The 15857-nt window shown below is 74.4% G+C and carries 15 protein-coding genes; 4 read left to right on the forward strand and 11 right to left on the reverse strand.

Annotation, left to right across the window (positions count from 1 at the left end; genetic code table 11):
• Window positions 1-14 precede the first annotated feature (14 nt).
• The 7 genes from nagB to ACT17Q_RS10895 all read right to left on the reverse strand — a co-directional run bounded on the left by nagB (window position 15) and on the right by ACT17Q_RS10895 (window position 6902).
• A complete protein-coding gene (gene nagB, locus ACT17Q_RS10865; RefSeq protein WP_444662391.1) occupies window positions 15-797 on the reverse strand; it encodes a glucosamine-6-phosphate deaminase in 783 nt (260 codons plus the stop codon).
• Entirely contained in the window at window positions 797-1837 is a 1041-nt protein-coding gene (locus ACT17Q_RS10870) for an ROK family protein (RefSeq protein WP_444662392.1), read from the reverse strand. The genes nagB and ACT17Q_RS10870 overlap by 1 nt, the downstream gene beginning before the upstream one ends.
• 3 nt (window positions 1838-1840) lie before the next feature.
• Window positions 1841-2764 carry a carbohydrate ABC transporter permease gene (locus ACT17Q_RS10875; protein WP_444662393.1) on the reverse strand — a complete coding sequence of 308 codons (924 nt, stop codon included), beginning with the start codon at window positions 2762-2764 and terminating at the stop codon, window positions 1841-1843.
• The gene (locus ACT17Q_RS10880) at window positions 2761-3741 is read right to left on the reverse strand and encodes a carbohydrate ABC transporter permease (protein ID WP_094179619.1); all 981 of its coding nucleotides are present in this window, start codon (window positions 3739-3741) and stop codon (window positions 2761-2763) included. The genes ACT17Q_RS10875 and ACT17Q_RS10880 overlap by 4 nt, the downstream gene beginning before the upstream one ends.
• A gap of 106 nt (window positions 3742-3847) precedes the next feature.
• Complete coding sequence (locus ACT17Q_RS10885; protein WP_094182068.1) at window positions 3848-5182, reverse strand: extracellular solute-binding protein; 1335 nt, start codon at window positions 5180-5182, stop codon at window positions 3848-3850.
• 95 nt (window positions 5183-5277) lie between these two features.
• Window positions 5278-6444, reverse strand: a complete 1167-nt coding sequence (locus ACT17Q_RS10890) for an ROK family transcriptional regulator (protein WP_094179618.1) — start codon at window positions 6442-6444, stop codon at window positions 5278-5280.
• A gap of 143 nt (window positions 6445-6587) precedes the next feature.
• Window positions 6588-6902, reverse strand: coding sequence for a hypothetical protein (locus ACT17Q_RS10895; protein ID WP_444662395.1), 315 nt, complete (start codon window positions 6900-6902; stop codon window positions 6588-6590).
• Window positions 6903-7008: 106 nt separating this feature from the next.
• Between ACT17Q_RS10895 and pgi the strand changes: the two genes are divergently transcribed.
• The gene (gene pgi, locus ACT17Q_RS10900) at window positions 7009-8688 is read left to right on the forward strand and encodes a glucose-6-phosphate isomerase (protein ID WP_444662397.1); all 1680 of its coding nucleotides are present in this window, start codon (window positions 7009-7011) and stop codon (window positions 8686-8688) included.
• A gap of 67 nt (window positions 8689-8755) precedes the next feature.
• On the opposite strand, the gene ACT17Q_RS10905 is transcribed toward pgi, so the two are convergent.
• Both ACT17Q_RS10905 and ACT17Q_RS10910 read right to left on the reverse strand, forming a co-directional pair.
• Entirely contained in the window at window positions 8756-11506 is a 2751-nt protein-coding gene (locus ACT17Q_RS10905) for a multicopper oxidase domain-containing protein (RefSeq protein ID WP_444662399.1), read from the reverse strand.
• The gene (locus ACT17Q_RS10910; protein ID WP_444662401.1) at window positions 11503-12687 is read right to left on the reverse strand and encodes a hypothetical protein; all 1185 of its coding nucleotides are present in this window, start codon (window positions 12685-12687) and stop codon (window positions 11503-11505) included. The genes ACT17Q_RS10905 and ACT17Q_RS10910 overlap by 4 nt, the downstream gene beginning before the upstream one ends.
• Before the next feature lie 87 nt (window positions 12688-12774).
• On the opposite strand from ACT17Q_RS10910, the gene ACT17Q_RS10915 reads away from it, so the two are divergent.
• Window positions 12775-13548: a helix-turn-helix transcriptional regulator gene (locus ACT17Q_RS10915; RefSeq protein ID WP_444662403.1), complete on the forward strand. Its 774-nt coding sequence runs from the start codon at window positions 12775-12777 to the stop codon at window positions 13546-13548.
• A 109-nt stretch (window positions 13549-13657) separates the two neighbouring features.
• On the forward strand, window positions 13658-13966 hold the full coding sequence (locus tag ACT17Q_RS10920) for a DUF2249 domain-containing protein (RefSeq protein ID WP_094179613.1): 309 nt from the start codon (window positions 13658-13660) through the stop codon (window positions 13964-13966).
• A 6-nt stretch (window positions 13967-13972) separates the two neighbouring features.
• On the opposite strand, the gene ACT17Q_RS10925 is transcribed toward ACT17Q_RS10920, so the two are convergent.
• Complete coding sequence (locus ACT17Q_RS10925; protein ID WP_094179612.1) at window positions 13973-14425, reverse strand: GyrI-like domain-containing protein; 453 nt, start codon at window positions 14423-14425, stop codon at window positions 13973-13975.
• A gap of 73 nt (window positions 14426-14498) precedes the next feature.
• On the opposite strand from ACT17Q_RS10925, the gene ACT17Q_RS10930 reads away from it, so the two are divergent.
• Window positions 14499-14873, forward strand: coding sequence for a S4 domain-containing protein (locus ACT17Q_RS10930; protein ID WP_268531371.1), 375 nt, complete (start codon window positions 14499-14501; stop codon window positions 14871-14873).
• Between the two features lie 24 nt (window positions 14874-14897).
• Here ACT17Q_RS10930 and ACT17Q_RS10935 read toward each other — a convergent pair whose 3' ends face one another.
• Window positions 14898-15776 (reverse strand): DUF72 domain-containing protein, encoded by an 879-nt coding sequence (locus ACT17Q_RS10935; RefSeq protein WP_094179611.1) that lies wholly within the window; start codon window positions 15774-15776, stop codon window positions 14898-14900.
• Between the last annotated feature and the right edge of the window lie 81 nt (window positions 15777-15857).

Consider the following 15857-nt stretch of genomic DNA (forward strand, 5'->3'; position numbering starts at 1 on the left):
GCGCCCGGCCGACGTCAGAGCGTCTGCCACGCGGGCTTGGCCGCGTACGTCTCGCGGTAGTAGTCGGCCAGCTGCAGACGGCTCGCCGCCGCGTCGTCCACGAGCACCGTGACGTGCGGGTGGTGCTGCAGCACGGTGGCCGGCCACAGCGCGGACACCGGCCCCTCGACGAGCTGGTGGACCGCCTCGGCCTTGCTACGGCCCTGCGCGAGCAGCACCAGGTGGTGCGCCGCCATGATCGTCGCGAGCCCCTGGGTGAGGCAGTGCGTCGGCACCGCCGTCACGTCGTCGTCGAAGAACCGCGCGTTGTCCTCACGCGTCTGGCGCGTGAGCGTCTTGATGCGTGTGCGCGACGCGAGCGACGAGCCCGGCTCGTTGAACGCGACGTGCCCGTCCGTCCCGATGCCCAGCAGCTGCAGGTCCACCCCGCCGGCGTCCGCGATCGCGCGCTCGTAGCCGGCGCACGCGGCCGCGAGGTCCTGCGCCAGCCCGTCCGGCCCCAGGACGGCGCCCGGTGCGAGGTCGACCCGCGAGGCGATCTCGGCCTCGATGACGTTGCGGTACCGCTGCGGGTGGTCCGCCGGGAGCCCGACGTACTCGTCGAGCATGAACGCGCGCACGCGCGCGAACGACAGCCCGTCCTCGCGGTGGCGGCGCGCGAGCTCGTCGTACACCGCGAGCGGGCTGGACCCCGTCGCGAGCCCCAGCACCGCGGTGGGACGGGCGCGCACGAGCCGCTCGACCGCGTCCGCCGCGAGCCGCGCGAGCGCGGGCGCGGGTGCGATCACGACCTCCATCAACGACCTCCTCGGGCGACGAGCGCCGCCCCGACGGCGCCCACGGGCAGTCCCGCGGGCGCGAGCTGGACCCGGCCCGGCAGGTCGGCCGCCGCCAGGAACGGCGACGACGCGGCCTGCCGCTCGAGCTCGACGACGAGCGCGTGCAGCAGCGGCTCGCCGAGCTGCGCGACCCCGCCGCCGATGACCACCCGGCCGACGTCGCACGTGAGCACCAGCACGCGGACCGCGCCGGCGACCGCGGCGACGAACTCGTCGCGCACCCGCACGGCCAGCGGCTCCCCCACCGCCGCGGCCTCGAAGACCTCCACGGGCGCGGGCCGGCCCGAGCGTGCGGGTCCCCACGCGGCGTCGAGCGCCGAGCCGGACGCGTACCGCTCGAGGCAGCCCGACTGGCCGCACTTGCACGGCAGCCCGTCGGGCACGTAGCGCAGGTGGCCGATCTCGCCCGCGGCGCGGTGCGGGCCGCGGCGCAGCCGACCGTCGAGCATGATGCCCGCCGCGAGCCCGGTCCCGAGGGCGATGAACGCGAGGTCGTCGACCGTCTCGCCCGACCGCTCGCGCAGCACGTGCGCGGCGCCCAGGACGGCCGCGTTGAGGTCGTTCTCGAGGACGACACGCGGGGTGCGCGCCGCGTCGCGGCCGTCCGCGAGCGCGGCGGCGACGAGGGCGGCGAGCGGCGCGGGCCGGTCGATCCCGAGGTTCACCGCGTTCGCGACCGTGCCCTCGCCGGGGTCCACCACGCCGGGCACGCCCACGCCGACGCCCGTGAGGTCCTCGAGCGCCACGCCCGCACGGGCCGCGGCGCGCCGGACGGCCCCCGCGGCGTGCTGCGCGACCGCGGTGGCGCCGCTCGGTGTCGGCGAGACGTCGCGCTCGCCCACGCGACCCTCGTCGTCCAGCACGACCGCGACCGTGGTCGTCCCGCCGACGTCGACGCCCACGGACGGGCCCGCGCCGACGCCGGGGCGTGGTGCGGGAGGGGCGAGCGCGTGGCCCGTCGCCGGGCTCGGGGGCCCGGTCGTCGTGAGGTCCGTCATCGCTCAGCCCTTGACCGCGCCGGAGACCAGGCCGGACGTCATCCGGCCCTGCACGACCAGGAAGAACACGATCACGGGGATCGCGATCAGCGTCGAGGCGGCCATGACCTGGCCCCAGTCGACGCCGCGGTTCGCGGACGCCGACAGGAACTCGCGCAGCCACAGCGGCAACGTCTGGCTGGACTGCGACGGCAGCGCGACGAGCGCGATCGTGAACTCGTTCCACGCCTGCAGGAACGCGTACACGCCCGACGCGACGAGGCCCGGTGCGAGCAGCGGGAACGTGATGCGCAGGAACGCCTGCGTGCGGGACAGGCCGTCGACCATCGCGGCCTCCTCGAGCTCGGCGGGCACGCCCGCGACGAACCCGCGCAGCATCCAGATGGTGAACGGGATGACCGCCGCGGTGTAGAGCACGGTGACGCCGATGACGGAGTCGAGCAGGTGCACGCCCGAGAGCATCTTGTACTGCGCGATGAACAGCCCCTCGGCGGGCAGCATCTGGATGAACAGCACCGCGAGCACGAACGACCTGCGCCCGCGGAACCGCCACCGGCTGATGGCGAGCGCACCGAAGAACGCGAACACCAGGACCGCCAGCACGGTGAGCGAGGTGACCGCGAGGCTCATGCGCAGCGCGCTCGTGAACCCGCCACCCTCGAGCACGCGGGAGAAGTTGACCCCGGTCGCGTGCAACGGCAGGAACTCGGGCGTCGACGAGCGTAGGTACGCGGCGGGCGTGAACGCCGAGAGCACCATCCAGTACACGGGGAACACCCAGACGAGCGCGCACACCAGGCCGACCGCCCCGAGCGCGATGCCGCGCACGCGACGGCGGGTGCGGCCGGGCGCGTGCTGCGGGCGGGCCGCGGCGGACCGGGTGACGGTCGCGGGACGCGACGGCTGCGCGGGCGCGATGGCGCTCATGCGTCCTCCTTCAGGAGACTGCGGACGTACGGCCAGCTCAGCGCGACGGTGAGGAGCAGGACGAAGATCGAGACCGCGGCCGCGCCACCGAAGTCCTGCCGGCTCATGCCGAGCTCGTAGATGAAGTTGCCGAGGAGGTTGGTCTCGGAGACGGGGGCGCCGGCGTCCTGCAGCAGGCGGATCTGCGCGAACACCCGCAGGTCCCAGATGACCTGCAGCAGCAGGACGATCGAGAGCACGGGCTTGACCATCGGCAGCAGGATGTGCCACAGCTGCTGACGTCCCGACGCCCCGTCGATGCGCGCGGCCTCGAGGACCTCCTCGGGCACCGCGGTCAGGCCCGCGTAGATCGACAGCGCCACGAACGGGACCGACATCCAGACGATGACGAGAGTCGCGACGAGGAAGAACGTGAACGGCTGCGACAGCCACGAGAAGTCGCGGAACCCGTCCAGGCCCAGCTGCACGAGCAGCCAGTTGACGACGCCCGTGCGGTAGTCGAACAGCCACTTGAACACGGTCACGCCGGCGACCATGGGCATGGCCCACGCGAGGAGCAGGCAGACCTGGAGCGTGAGGCGCACGGCGGTGTGCACGGCGCGCATGAGCAGGGCGAACGCCAGCCCGATCGCGACCGTGAGCAGCGCGTTGACGAGGCAGAACACGATCGAGCGCGTGACGACCGCCCACAGGCTGTCGTCGGTGAAGACGCGCACGAAGTTGTCGAGCCCGACGAACTGCGGCGGCTGGCCGAACTGCTGCTCGAGCCCGTACCTCTGCAGCGACATGACGACCTGCCGGCCGACGGGGTACGCGAGGCCTGCGAGCAGCGCGACGACCGCGGGGACGAGCAGGAGGTAGGGGGCGGCGGGTGCGCGGCGCCGGCGCACGCGGGGTGCGGTCGCCGGGCGGGCCGCCGGTGGGGTGGGGGCGCCGTCGGTGTGCGCGGGCACGCCGAGGGCGGCGTCGTGGGACATGGGGTCTCCTGGGGTCCGTGGCCGTGCGCGGAGCGCCACGGCCCGGGGGCCGTCCGCGGGGTGCAGGGGGCTCCCCCGCGGACGGCCGGTTCTCGGGCGCGGCGGGTCAGCCCGCGGCGCCGCCGTTGAGCATCGGCGTGAGCTTGGCGTCGTACTCCTTCGCCAGCGCGGTCACGTCACCGCCGTCGGCGATCTTCTGGAACAGCTCCTCGTAGACGAACGCGCCCTCGATCGCGGCCCAGCCCGGCGCGGCCGGCGTGAGCTTCGAGGCCGCGGCCGTCTCGATCATCGTCTGGGCGAACTTGTCGTCGCCGAGCGAGGACACGTAGTCCGAGTTGCCCGGGCCGAGGCCCGCGCCGCCGAGCATCGTCTGGTACTCCTCCGAGAAGATGATCCGCAGGAGGTTCTCGGCGAGCTCGGGGTGCTGCGACTTGGCCGAGACGGCGATGTTGGAGCCGCCCGCGAACACCGGCGCGATGCCGCCGTCGACGCCCGGGAGCGCGAAGATGTCGAACTTCGTGTCGTCCGCCATGCCGTCACGCACCTCCTCGCCCGCGTCGTTCTTGGTGATGTCGCCGATCGACCAGCGCGCCCAGCCCGGCGCCATGATCGTCGCGGCGTCCGGACCGGTGCCGTCGGTGCCGTCGTTGAGGAAGTCCCAGTACGCGACGTCGCGCTCGGTCGAGGGCAGGTTCGACGCCTTCTGGTACACCTCCTGCCACTGCTCGAGGCCCTTGATGGTGCTCGGGTCGGACAGCGTCGAGGTCCACGTGGTGCCGTCGACGGTCGCGAGCTCGCCGCCGTTGGCGAACACCCACGAGATGCCGTTGCGCCAGTCCTGGCCGCCCATCGCGAAGCCCGACTGCGTGTCGGTCTTGAGCTTGGCGACGGCCTCGGTGAACTCGGCGAGCGTCTGAGGCACCTCGACACCCGCCGCCGTCCAGATGTCCTTGCGGTAGAACATGTAGCGCGAGCCGAAGTAGTACGGCAGCGCGAAGTTCTTGCCGTCGACGGACCCGACGTCGACGAACGACTGGAGCAGCTTGTCGCCGCCGAGCTCGTCGTACAGCGGCGTGAGGTCGCGGAACGCACCGACCGTGGTGAACGTCGGCGACTGCGTGTTGCCGATCTCGACGACGTCGGGCGTGTTCGCCGCGTCGGGCAGCGCGGTGGTGAGCTTGGTGACCAGGTCGGGCCAGGCGACCTCCTCGATGGTCAGCGTCGAGCCGGGGTTCTGCTCGGCGAACGTGTCCACGAGGTACGTGCGCAGGTCCTTGTTGGTGTCGCCGCCGGCGAGCCACAGGGTGATGTCGGCCGCCTCGGCGGCCTGCGTGCCATCGCCGCCGGCGGTCGTCGTGCCGTCCGCCGGCTCGTCCGAGCCGGAGCTGCAGGCGGTCAGCGCGAGCGTCGCCGCCACGCCGAGGGCCGCGAACCGTAGCATCTTCACGTTGGGGTTCCTCCCGAGTGCGAGGCGAGCGCCGGGGCGGCGTTCGCCGGGATGGTGCCGTGACACTGCAAGGGGGCGGCTCGGGGTCGTCACGTGACCCCGAGCTGCCCCGACAGGACGAGCACCGCCGCACCGGCCAGCGCGCCGTCCTCGTCGAGCGAACCCATCCGCACCGCGAGGCCGCGCCCGATGACGGGCATGGTCCTGGTCCGGATGGCCGTGAGCGCCGCCTCGCGCAGGGGACCGTCCAGCAGCTCCGTGGGGCCGGAGAGCAGGACCTCCGCGAGGTCGAGCGCGCTGACGACGGGTGCCAGGGCGATGCCCAGCATCCGTCCGACCGACGCCAGCGCGGCGTCGGACTCCTGGGGGTCGAGGCCGGCGACGCGCCGGCGCAGGGCCGGCACGCTCAGCACGGTCTCGAGGCAGCCGGCGCGGCCGCACGCGCACGCGGCGGGCGTCTCACCGGGGGTCGTCGCGTCGACGACCGTCACGTGGCCGATCTCGCCCGCGGCGTTGTTGCGGCCGAGGACGAGCGCACCGTCCACGACGAGCCCGGCACCGACACCCTGCCCGACGGTCACGACCATCGAGCCGGACCCGGACGCGCTGCCGTAGGTGAACTCGCCGAGCGCGCGGGCGTTGGCGTCGTTCGCGACGTGCACGGGGACGCCGAGCCGGGTGCGCAGCAGCGAGGCGAGGTCCAGGTCGTACCAGCCGCGGTTGGGCGCCTGCACGACGAGCCCGTCGGTGCGGATGACGCCGGGCGAGGCGATGCCGACGCCGATCACCGGACGGTCCGCGGCGGCCAGCAGCGCGCGGCACACCCCCTCGAGCGCGACGACTGCCGCCTCTCCCGAGCGCCCGTCGAGGGGAGCCTCGTGCCGCGAGACGACCTCGCCCGTGAGCGTGAGGACGGCGCCGAGGATCGTGGCGTCGTCCGTCAGGTCGACCGCGACCACCTGGAACGCCTCGGTACGCATCCCGACGAGCGTCGCGGGCTTGCCGACCTTGCCCTCGGACCGCACGCCGAGCTCCTCGACCAGCCCCTCCTCGATGAGGTCGGCGACGAGCGTCGAGACCGTGACGCGCGTGAGCCCGCTGCTGCGCGCGATGTCGGCGCGCGACGACGGGCCGGTGTGGAACAGGTGCGCGAGCACGAGCGACCGGTTGTGCACGCGGGCGTGCCCGGGCAGGACCTTCGCGGTGGGCCGCAGGGCTCGTCCGCGGGCTCCGGGCTGCGTGGTGGTCGCTGGCATGTTTGTTAGTAGACCTTCTTTATTAATCGCGGGTCAAGAGGCACCGGTGACCGTGATCACATCGTGACCGTCACGTCACGCGCCCGACTCACGCGCCCCGGCCGTTCGCTCGGCCGGTGGCGTCCGGACGCGCCCGTCGGGGGTCAGGCGCGCGAGCGCCCGTCCACCAGGAACCACGTGGCGACGCCCAGCACGGCGGCGACCAGCGCGACCGAGGCCCACGCACCGAGAGAGGTGCGGGCCAGCACGTGGGACGCGACGAAGCAGCCGGCGCCCAGGAGCACGAGCGCGGCGCAGCGCACCGGCCCCGCGGGCCGCCACGCCCGCACCACGCACCACGCCGCACCGGCCACGAGCACCGCTCCCCCGAGCAGGCGGACCCCGGTGAGCCGCGCGACGGCGAACGACACGACGAGCGACAGCGCGGCGAGCAGGGCGACCGGGACACGTCGAGGCACGCCAGGGACCCTACGTCGCCCGCCCGGGTCCCACGGACGTCCCGTGCGGCGACGTCCGCGTGCGCACTAGGTTGGGAGCCCTCGTCACTTCCCGGAGGGACCCACCGTGACCACCCCGATCGACCCCACGACGACGCCCGCCTGGCAGGACCTGTCGGAGCACGAGTCGACGCTCACGCCGGACCTGCGCGGCTGGTTCGCCGCCGACCCGCAGCGTGCGCAGCGCCTGACGTTCCGCCTCGCGGACCTGCACGTCGACCTGTCGAAGAACCTCGTGACCGACGAGACGCTCGCGCTGCTGGTGCAGCTCGCGGAGCAGACCGGCGTCGCGGACCGCCTGCAGGCGATGCTGCGCGGCGAGCACATCAACGTCACCGAGGACCGCGCGGTGCTGCACACCGCGCTGCGCCGCCCGGCCGGGGCCTCCCCCGCGCTCGTCGTCGACGGGCAGGACGTCGACACCGACGTGCAGGCCGAGCTCGAGAAGGTCTACGCGTTCGCCGACACGGTGCGCTCGGGCGAGTGGACCGGCGTGACCGGTGAGCGCGTGCGCACGGTCGTCAACATCGGCATCGGCGGCTCCGACCTCGGACCCGTGATGGTCTACGAGGCGCTCAAGCCGTACGTCCAGGACGGCCTCGAGGTGCGGTTCGTCTCGAACATCGACCCGACCGACCTCGCGGAGAAGGTCAAGGGCCTCGACCCCACCACGACGCTGTTCATCGTCGCGTCCAAGACGTTCGGCACGCTCGAGACCCTGACCAACGCGCGCCTCGCGCGCGAGTGGCTGTGGCAGCAGCTCGTCGCCACGGGCGCGATCGCGGACACCGACGAGGCGCGCACCGCCGCGGTCGCGCAGCACTTCGTCGCGGTGTCGACCGCGCTCGACAAGGTCGCGGCGTTCGGCATCGACCCGGCGAACGCGTTCGGCTTCTGGGACTGGGTCGGCGGCCGCTACTCGGTGGACTCGGCGATCGGCACGTCGGTCGCCATCGCGATCGGCCCCGACGCGTTCCGTGACTTCCTCGCGGGCTTCCACGCGGTCGACGAGCACGTCGCGACGACGCCGTTCGCGCGGAACGTGCCCGTCCTCATGGGGCTGCTCAACGTCTGGTACGTCAACTTCCTGGGCGCGCACACGCACGCCGTGCTCCCCTACGCGCAGTACCTGCACCGGTTCCCGGCGTACCTGCAGCAGCTGACGATGGAGTCCAACGGCAAGTCCGTGCGCTGGGACGGCTCGCCCGTCACCACCGACACGGGCGAGGTGTTCTGGGGCGAGCCGGGCACCAACGGGCAGCACGCGTTCTACCAGCTCATCCACCAGGGCACGCGCCTGATCCCGGCGGACTTCATCGCCGTCGCCAACCCGGCCCACCCGCTGCAGGACGGCGGCACGGACGTGCACGGCCTGTTCCTGGCGAACTTCTTCGCGCAGACCAAGGCGCTCGCGTTCGGCAAGACCGCCGACGAGGTGCGCGCCGAGGGCACGGACGAGGCGATCGTCCCCGCGCGCGTCTTCTCGGGCAACCGCCCGACGACGTCCATCCTCGCCGCTGCGCTCACGCCGTCGGTGCTGGGCCAGCTCATCGCGCTGTACGAGCACATCACGTTCGTGCAGGGCGTGGTCTGGGGCATCGACTCGTTCGACCAGTGGGGCGTCGAGCTCGGCAAGAAGCTCGCGCTCGAGATCGCGCCGGCCGTCGAGGGCGATTCCGCGGCGCTCGACGCGCAGGACCCGTCGACCAAGCACCTGATCGAGACGTACCTGTCGCTGCGCGCCTGACGCCGCACCCACCGCAACGGGTGGAGAACCGCTCGCCTGACGAGCGCTTCTCCACCCGTCGCGCGTCTCAGGGCGTGACGACAACCCGGCCCGACGCGCCCTTCTCGGCGTCCGACATGACGTGCGAGACGAACGGGTAGGTCCCCGGCTCGGGGAACGTCAGCTCGACGAAACCGCCTTCGGCCGGTTGCAGCGCGAGCACCTGCGCACCGCCCGTCCCCGTCGAGCCGCCGTCCCGCAGCGTGTACTCGCCCTCGCGGTAGACGGTGTCGAACTGCCCGCCGACGACGTGGAACGCACTCGGCCGGTTCGGGCCCGCGTCGAGCACCCACAGCCGCACCCGCTCGCCCGCGGCGACCGTCAGAGGCCGGTCCCGGTACTGGTTCGCGTACCCGTTGAGCACCACCAGGTCGGGCGACTGCGAGGCCACACGCGCGGCGTCCACCTCGCCGTCCTGCGGCCCCAGGTACAGCTCGGACTGCACGAGCGCGTACTGCGCGTCGACCGGGGCGAGCCCGTCCGGCTCGATGACGACCGCACCGGACATGCCGTTCGCGATGTGCACCGACATGGGCATCGTCGAGCAGTGGTACATCCACATGCCCGACCGCGTCGCGGTGAACGAGTACGTGAGCGTCTCGCCGGGCTGGATGGTGCGCATGACGTCGTCGGGCGCGAGGGCACCCGCGTGGAAGTCGATCGAGTGCCCGATCGAGCCGTCGTTGACGAGCGTCACGACGAACCTGTCCCCCACGCGTCCGTGCAGCACGGGTCCGGGGGCGGTGCCGCCGAACGTCCACAGGCGCTGCCGCACGCCCGGCGCGACCTCGCGGACCACCTCCTGCACCGGGAGCGTCACGTGCCTCGTGACAGGCCCCTCGTCGGGGCCGAGGGGGTCGAGCGCGGCGTCCCGCGCGACGAACGCGTCGTCCGGCCGCGCCATGAGGTCGAGCAGGTCCGCGGCGGACGGCGCGGGGGCGTCGCCGTCACCGACGCCGCCGTCGGCGCTGTGACCGTCGTGCCCTGCGTGCGCCGACGGGCCGGCCGTGTCGCCGCGCGCGTCGTCCGCGGTGTCGTCGGGTGCCGCGACCTGCGCGTCCCCCGTCACGACGATGTCGAGCGTCATCCCCATGAGCCGGTGCCCCGCCACCGAGCACCAGGCGTCGAGCGCGGCGCCGACGACGCCGACGTCGACACGTGCGCTCTCGCCGGGCGCGAGCCGCCCGCTCGTCGCACCGTTCGCGACGACGAGGTCGTGCACGTCGTCGTCGACGTTGGTGACCTCGAGCACGAGCCGGTCGCCGGCGGGGACCTCGACACGGGACGGGACGAACCGCATGTCGCGCGCCTCGACGCGCACGGTCGTCGTGCGACCGCTCGCCTCGACCCGGCCGGAGCCGCCACCGTCCGCGGCACCGGCGGTCGGGATCCCCGCGGCCGGCGGGTCCATCGCGACGCCGACGACGAGCGCGAGCGCGAGCGCACCCACGCCCACCGCGACGGCGCCCGACCGACGGACCGTCGAGGGTGCGTCGGTCGACGTGTCCGGGTGCGCGGGAGCGGGCGCCCCGCGACGCGCGAGCACGACGGCTCGGACCGCGAGCACCAGGAACGACGCGAGGGCGCCGAGCACCACCATGGAGACGACGACGCGCACCGCGCTGGGCACCGGCGCGCAGAACAGCAGGAGCCCGCCGTTGACGAGCACGAGCCGGACGACCGCGCCGCGCTCGAGCTGGGCCGCCGTGGCCCGTGCGGTCGCAGGGCCGCCGCCCAGCACCACGGGCAGCAGGTGGGACAGCGCACCGACGAGGACCTGCGCCGCGAACCCGACGGCGAACGGTGCGACCAGCCCGCGCACGCGGTCCGCGGCGACGTCCCACCCGGGCGCGGCGACGACGACCGCGCCGAACGCGACCAGCGACCCGACGAGCCACAGCACGGACGCGGCGAGCGAGGCGGGCGCGAGGACGGGCGGGACGTAGACCGGCGCGGTCCGGCCTGCGTGCGGCCGTGCGGCGTTCGCCGCGACGACAGGCGCGGCCGCGCGGCGCTGGCGCCACATCACGCGCGCGACGAGGCCTGCGCCCCCGGCGACGACGACGCACCCCACGGGCACCAGCCAGCGCACCCCGGTCGCGGTCGCGAGCAGGACCAGCGCGAGCCCGCCGGCGACCACGGGGAGCGCGCGGGACCCGTCGCGCTCGTCGACCGGCTCGATGCGCGCGTGCTGGACGGTCGGCCACAGCACCATGAGCGTGCCGAGCACGGTGGTGGCGACCCAGCCGACGAGCGTGAGGACCACGTGCGCGACGTACAGGCGCCCGTGCGCCGCGTCGCCGAGCGCGCCGCGCGCGAGGACGACGCCCGCCGCGACACCGACGGGGAGCGCGGTGCCTGCCGCCACGTACCACCGCACGAGCGGTCGGAACCGCGTGGGCAGGGCGCCGCGCATCTGGCGCACGAGGACGACGACCTGTGCGCCGCCGGCACCTGCGACGAGCACCCCGCCCGCGACGACGAGCGCGAACCGGGGCAGGGCGAGGCCCGCGACCACCAGCAGCGCGCCCGCGGTGTGGGCCGCGAGGCGCGCGGTGAGCCCGCGGCGGCCGCCGGGTGCGGGCGAGCGCAGCAGCGTGTCCGCGAAGTGCTGGCTCCACAGCAGGATCGCGGTGCTCACCGCACCGAGCAGGAGCAGGTGCACCATGAGCCACTGCGCGGCCGGCACCCAGCGGTGCACGAGGGTGAGCACCGCGGCGGCCGCGAGCCAGGCGAGCACGAGGGCGTTGGCCCGCACGTGCCACGACGCGCGCGTCACGCGACGACCTCGAGCGCGCCGGCCGCGGCGTCGCTGCGAGCCGGCGTGCGGTCGGCGCGTGCGCCGGGCCGGGCGGGCGGACCGAGGAGCACGCTCGTGACGGCGACGACGACGAACGTGAGCACCGCGACGACGTTGCCGACGCCCGCCACCTGCACGACGACCGCCGCGTCGCGTGCGTCGCCGAGGACACGCAGCAGCAGGGTCACGTGCAGCAGGGTGAGCGGTACGTACATGACGGGCCGGTACGGCAGCGGCCGGCGCAGCACCGCGGGCAGGATCACGGGGGCGTGCGCCATCACCATCGACATCACGAAGCCCAGGAACACGGCGTGCAGCAGCGCGTCGTACCGCGGTCCGCTCGTCGTCGGCCCACCGACCATCCACAGCCCCCCGGCGACGGCGAGCCAGGTGAACGAGCCGAGCATGGCGACGGCCATGAACCGCGGGAGCCCGGTGCCGCGCACGGTGCGGCGGGCGACGTCGAACCGGGCGAGCAGGACGACGAGGCCGACGAGCGCCGCGCCGAGCACCGCGCTGCCCACCGCGGGCCACACGAGGGCCAGGGCCGCACCTGCGACGAGCGCACACGCACCGGCGACGACACCCCGCCCCGCCGCAGCGGGGACGGGTGCGATCCGCATGAGCTCGAGCCGTTCGCCGACGACGGTGAGCACGAGGAACGTCACGAGCCAGGGCGCGAGGTGCGGTACGGGGACGCCTGCTGCCCACAGCGTCGCGGCACCGACCGCGGCGAGCGCCCCGAGCCCCTGCACGGCGATCGCGTCGTCCGCGCGCCGGCGCCAGGCCGCGCGGTAGAGCGCCACGAGCACGGCCGACCCGGCCACCAGGCACGCCCGGCCGGCCGCGAGCGGGAGGGGTGCGACGAGCAGGAGCGCGCCCGCCCCGAGCAGGGCGGGCGCGGCCCACGCCCACGGCCGCGCACGTTCACCCGCCGTCGCGGGGGCGAGCGCCACGGCCCGTTCGAGTGCGACGAGGGTGCCGACGAAGCCCAGGACCATGAGCGGTCCGTGCACGTCCGCGAGCCGCTCGGACGGGACGGGCGCGGTCAGCCCGAGCAGCGTGAGCGCGGCGTCGAGGCCCGCGAGCATCGCGACCCCTGCGGGCAGCAGCAGGACCAGGCGCACGGTCGGCACCGCGCGTCGTGACGTGTTTTCCACGTCTGGACCGTAGTTAACCCGCGCAGGCGGGCGCGCGGGACCGAGGTCCCGCCCGGAGCCCCGGTACGCAGGCCCGATACTGACGGCATGCCGGCACCCCGACGCACCCCCGCGGAGCGCACGCTCGCCGCGGCGAGCCGCGTCGACCTGCTGCGGATCCTGCAGCGCGGCGGCTCGCACACGGTCGGCGAGCTCGCCGCCGCCACGGGTCTGCACGAGAACACGACGCGTGAGCACCTCGCCCGGCTCGTCGCCGACGGGTACGCGGTCCGGACGCCCGAGGCGCGCACCGTGCGGGGCCGCCCGCGCATGCTCTACCGCGTCGCGTCGCCCGACGACGCGCGCCGCGACCCCATCGCGATGGGCCGGCTCGAGGAGTCGATCGCGCACGTCGCCCTGACCAAGGTGCTGATCAGCGGCTTCGGACGCGACCTCGGCCCGACGCGAGAGGCGGCACGGTCCGCGGGCTACGCGCTCACGGCGCCGGGCGGGGTGCTCGAGCCGGCGGTCGAGCCGTTGCCCGAGCCGGCGGCGGTGACGCCCGGCGGGCCGGACGCGGGCGACGCGTCGCGCGCCGTCGAGCGCCGCCAGCTCGACGCCCTCGAGGGGCACCTGGACCGGCTCGGCTTCGACCCGGAGCGCGACGACGACGCGCTGCGCATCGACCTGTGGCGCTGTCCGTTCCTCGAGCTCGCGCGCGAGCGGCCCGACGTGGTGTGCAGCGTGCACCTGGGGCTCGCGAGCGGTGTGCTCGAGACCGTCGGAGGGCCGCTCACCGCGGACCGGCTGCGTCCGTTCGTCGGGCGCGAGCACTGCGTCCTCGAGCTGCGGCGCTCGACGGCGCCCCTCGCGGACGCCTGACCCACCAGGGCCCTAGGTCCTTTATCCACGGCAGGCGCCGTGACAATCTGGCCTCGACGCGCGCACGACCCGTGCGACGAGCCCCAGCACACGACCTCGGGAGACCGTCATGACCACGCAGGACGTCGACATCCTCAGCACCGCGCCCGAGCCCGCTGAGCAGCAGCACTCCTGCGGCTGCGGCGGCCACGACGAGGCCGACCCCGTCCTGGACGTGCGCGCCATCCCGCACGCCATCCGGCACGCGACGGTGTTCGGCGCGTTCGAGGCGATCGCCCCCGGCCAGTCGCTCGTGCTCGTCGCGCCCCACCTGCCGCGCCCGCTGCTCGCTCAGCTCGCCGAGCGCGCCCCGATCGACACCGAGGTGCTCGTCGACGGCCCCGAGGCGTGGACGGTCAAGATCACCCGCCGCGCCTGACCTGCCTCACAGCAGGGGCAGGACCAGCCGGGTGACGTTCTGCTCCGGGTCACCGCCCGGGTCCGGGTCCGTGACGTACTCCTCCCAGAAGTCGCCGCGGCCCTGGACGCCCTGCTCACGGCACCATGCGACCACGGTGCTCCACGCGTCCGGCAGCCGGTCGTACGGTCCGCGGTGGACGCCGACCACCGCGGACCCGCCGGCGAGGGTCAGGAGCTCCAACCCGTCGACGACCGCGTCCGGCGGCACCGCGAACCCTGCCGCGACGTCGGCGGTGTCGCTCGGCATCTCTCCGTACCACCCGATCGCGGGGCCGGTCGGCGGCACGCCCGCGGCTCCGAGCGCCTCCTGCACCTGGCGGTAGGCGCGGTCGTAGAACGCGCTCAGCGCGTCCATCGGCACGCGCTCGTGCACCACCGCCACCGTCGTCGTCGGCAGCTCGACCTGCTCGATGTCCATGTCGACCTCCTCGTCGTCTCGCACCCTCTCGCGCCGCGCCCGAGTGCGCCAGTGCGTGTGCCAACCTGGGGGCATGGCCGAGGTGGTGCGGGCGCGCGTCGACGCGTGGTGCTGGGCCGTGCGCCTGTTCCCGACGAGGTCCGCGGCGGGTGCGGCGTGCCGCGCCGGCCACGTGCGCGTCAACGGCGAGCGCGCCAAGCCCGCGACGATCGTCGTACCCGGGGACGAGGTGCACGTGCGTGGCGGCGAGCGTGAGCGCATCGTCGAGGTGCGCCGCACCGTCGTCAAGCGCGTCGGCGCCGCGGTCGCCGTCGAGTGCTACCTGGACCGCTCCCCCGCCCCGGTGCCCAAGGCCCAGATCGCGCTCGCCGGGGTGCGGGACCGCGGCGCGGGCCGTCCCACCAAGCGCGACCGCCGCCAGCTCGACCGGCTGCGCGGGCGCGGCTGACGGCCTGGCCGGACCACGAAGGGCTCAGCCGGGCGCGAGGTCGGTGACGCGTGCGATGAGCCCCTGCGCGTCGAACGGGGCGCGGACCTTCGTGTCGTTGTCGAAGTAGACGAACACGTCGCGACCCTGCGGGGCGGGCGGTGCGGGCGGCGCGAGCCGACGCGCGTCGTCGGGCTCACCGCCCGCGGCCCACGCGCGCACCCGCTGCGCCCAGCGGTCGAGCGCGGGGTCGTCGTAGCCGCTCGCGTACAGCTCGGTGTCACCGTGCAGGCGCACGTAGACCACGTCGGAGGTGACGTCCTCGATCACGGGCCAGCGGCCCGCGGTGTCGGCGACGACCAGGCCGATCCCGTGCGCGCGGGCGAGCGCGACGAACGCCGGGACCTCGAACGACGCGTGGCGCACCTCGAGCACGTGGCGCAGCGGACGGTCGGCGTCGGTCGTCGTCCACGCACGTCCCTCGAGCCGCTCGTCGTGCTGCTCCGCGAGCGCCGCCGCGGCCGCGGTGCTGCGTGGCAGGAGGTCGAAGAACGACGCGAGACGGTCCACGTCGAAGCCGAGGGTGGGCGGGAGCTGCCACAGCACGGGACCGAGCTGCGGGCCGAGCGCGAGCACGCCCGAGGCGAGGAAGTTGGCCACCGGCGTGCGCACGTCGGCGAGCTTCTTGAGGTGCGTGACGAACCGAGGGCCCTTGACCGAGAACACGAAGCCCTGCGGCACCTGCGCGGCCCACGTCTGGTAGCTGGCGGGGCGTTGCAGCGCGTAGAACGAGCCGTTGACCTCGATGCTCGTCATGCGCTGCGCCGCGTACTCGAGCTCGGCGCGCTGCGGCAGTCCGCGCGGGTAGAACACGCCGCGCCACGGCGCGTAGCGCCAGCCCGAGATCCCGATGCGCACCGTCACGCGGCCAGCCTGCACTCTCGCAGGGAGATCGGCAGGACCGGCCGGGCGGTCGCTCACCTGGGACCAACGTCCCGGGTAGGC

The organism is Cellulomonas sp. CW35 (assembly GCF_052378485.1).
GTDB classification, from domain to species: domain Bacteria; phylum Actinomycetota; class Actinomycetes; order Actinomycetales; family Cellulomonadaceae; genus Cellulomonas; species Cellulomonas uda.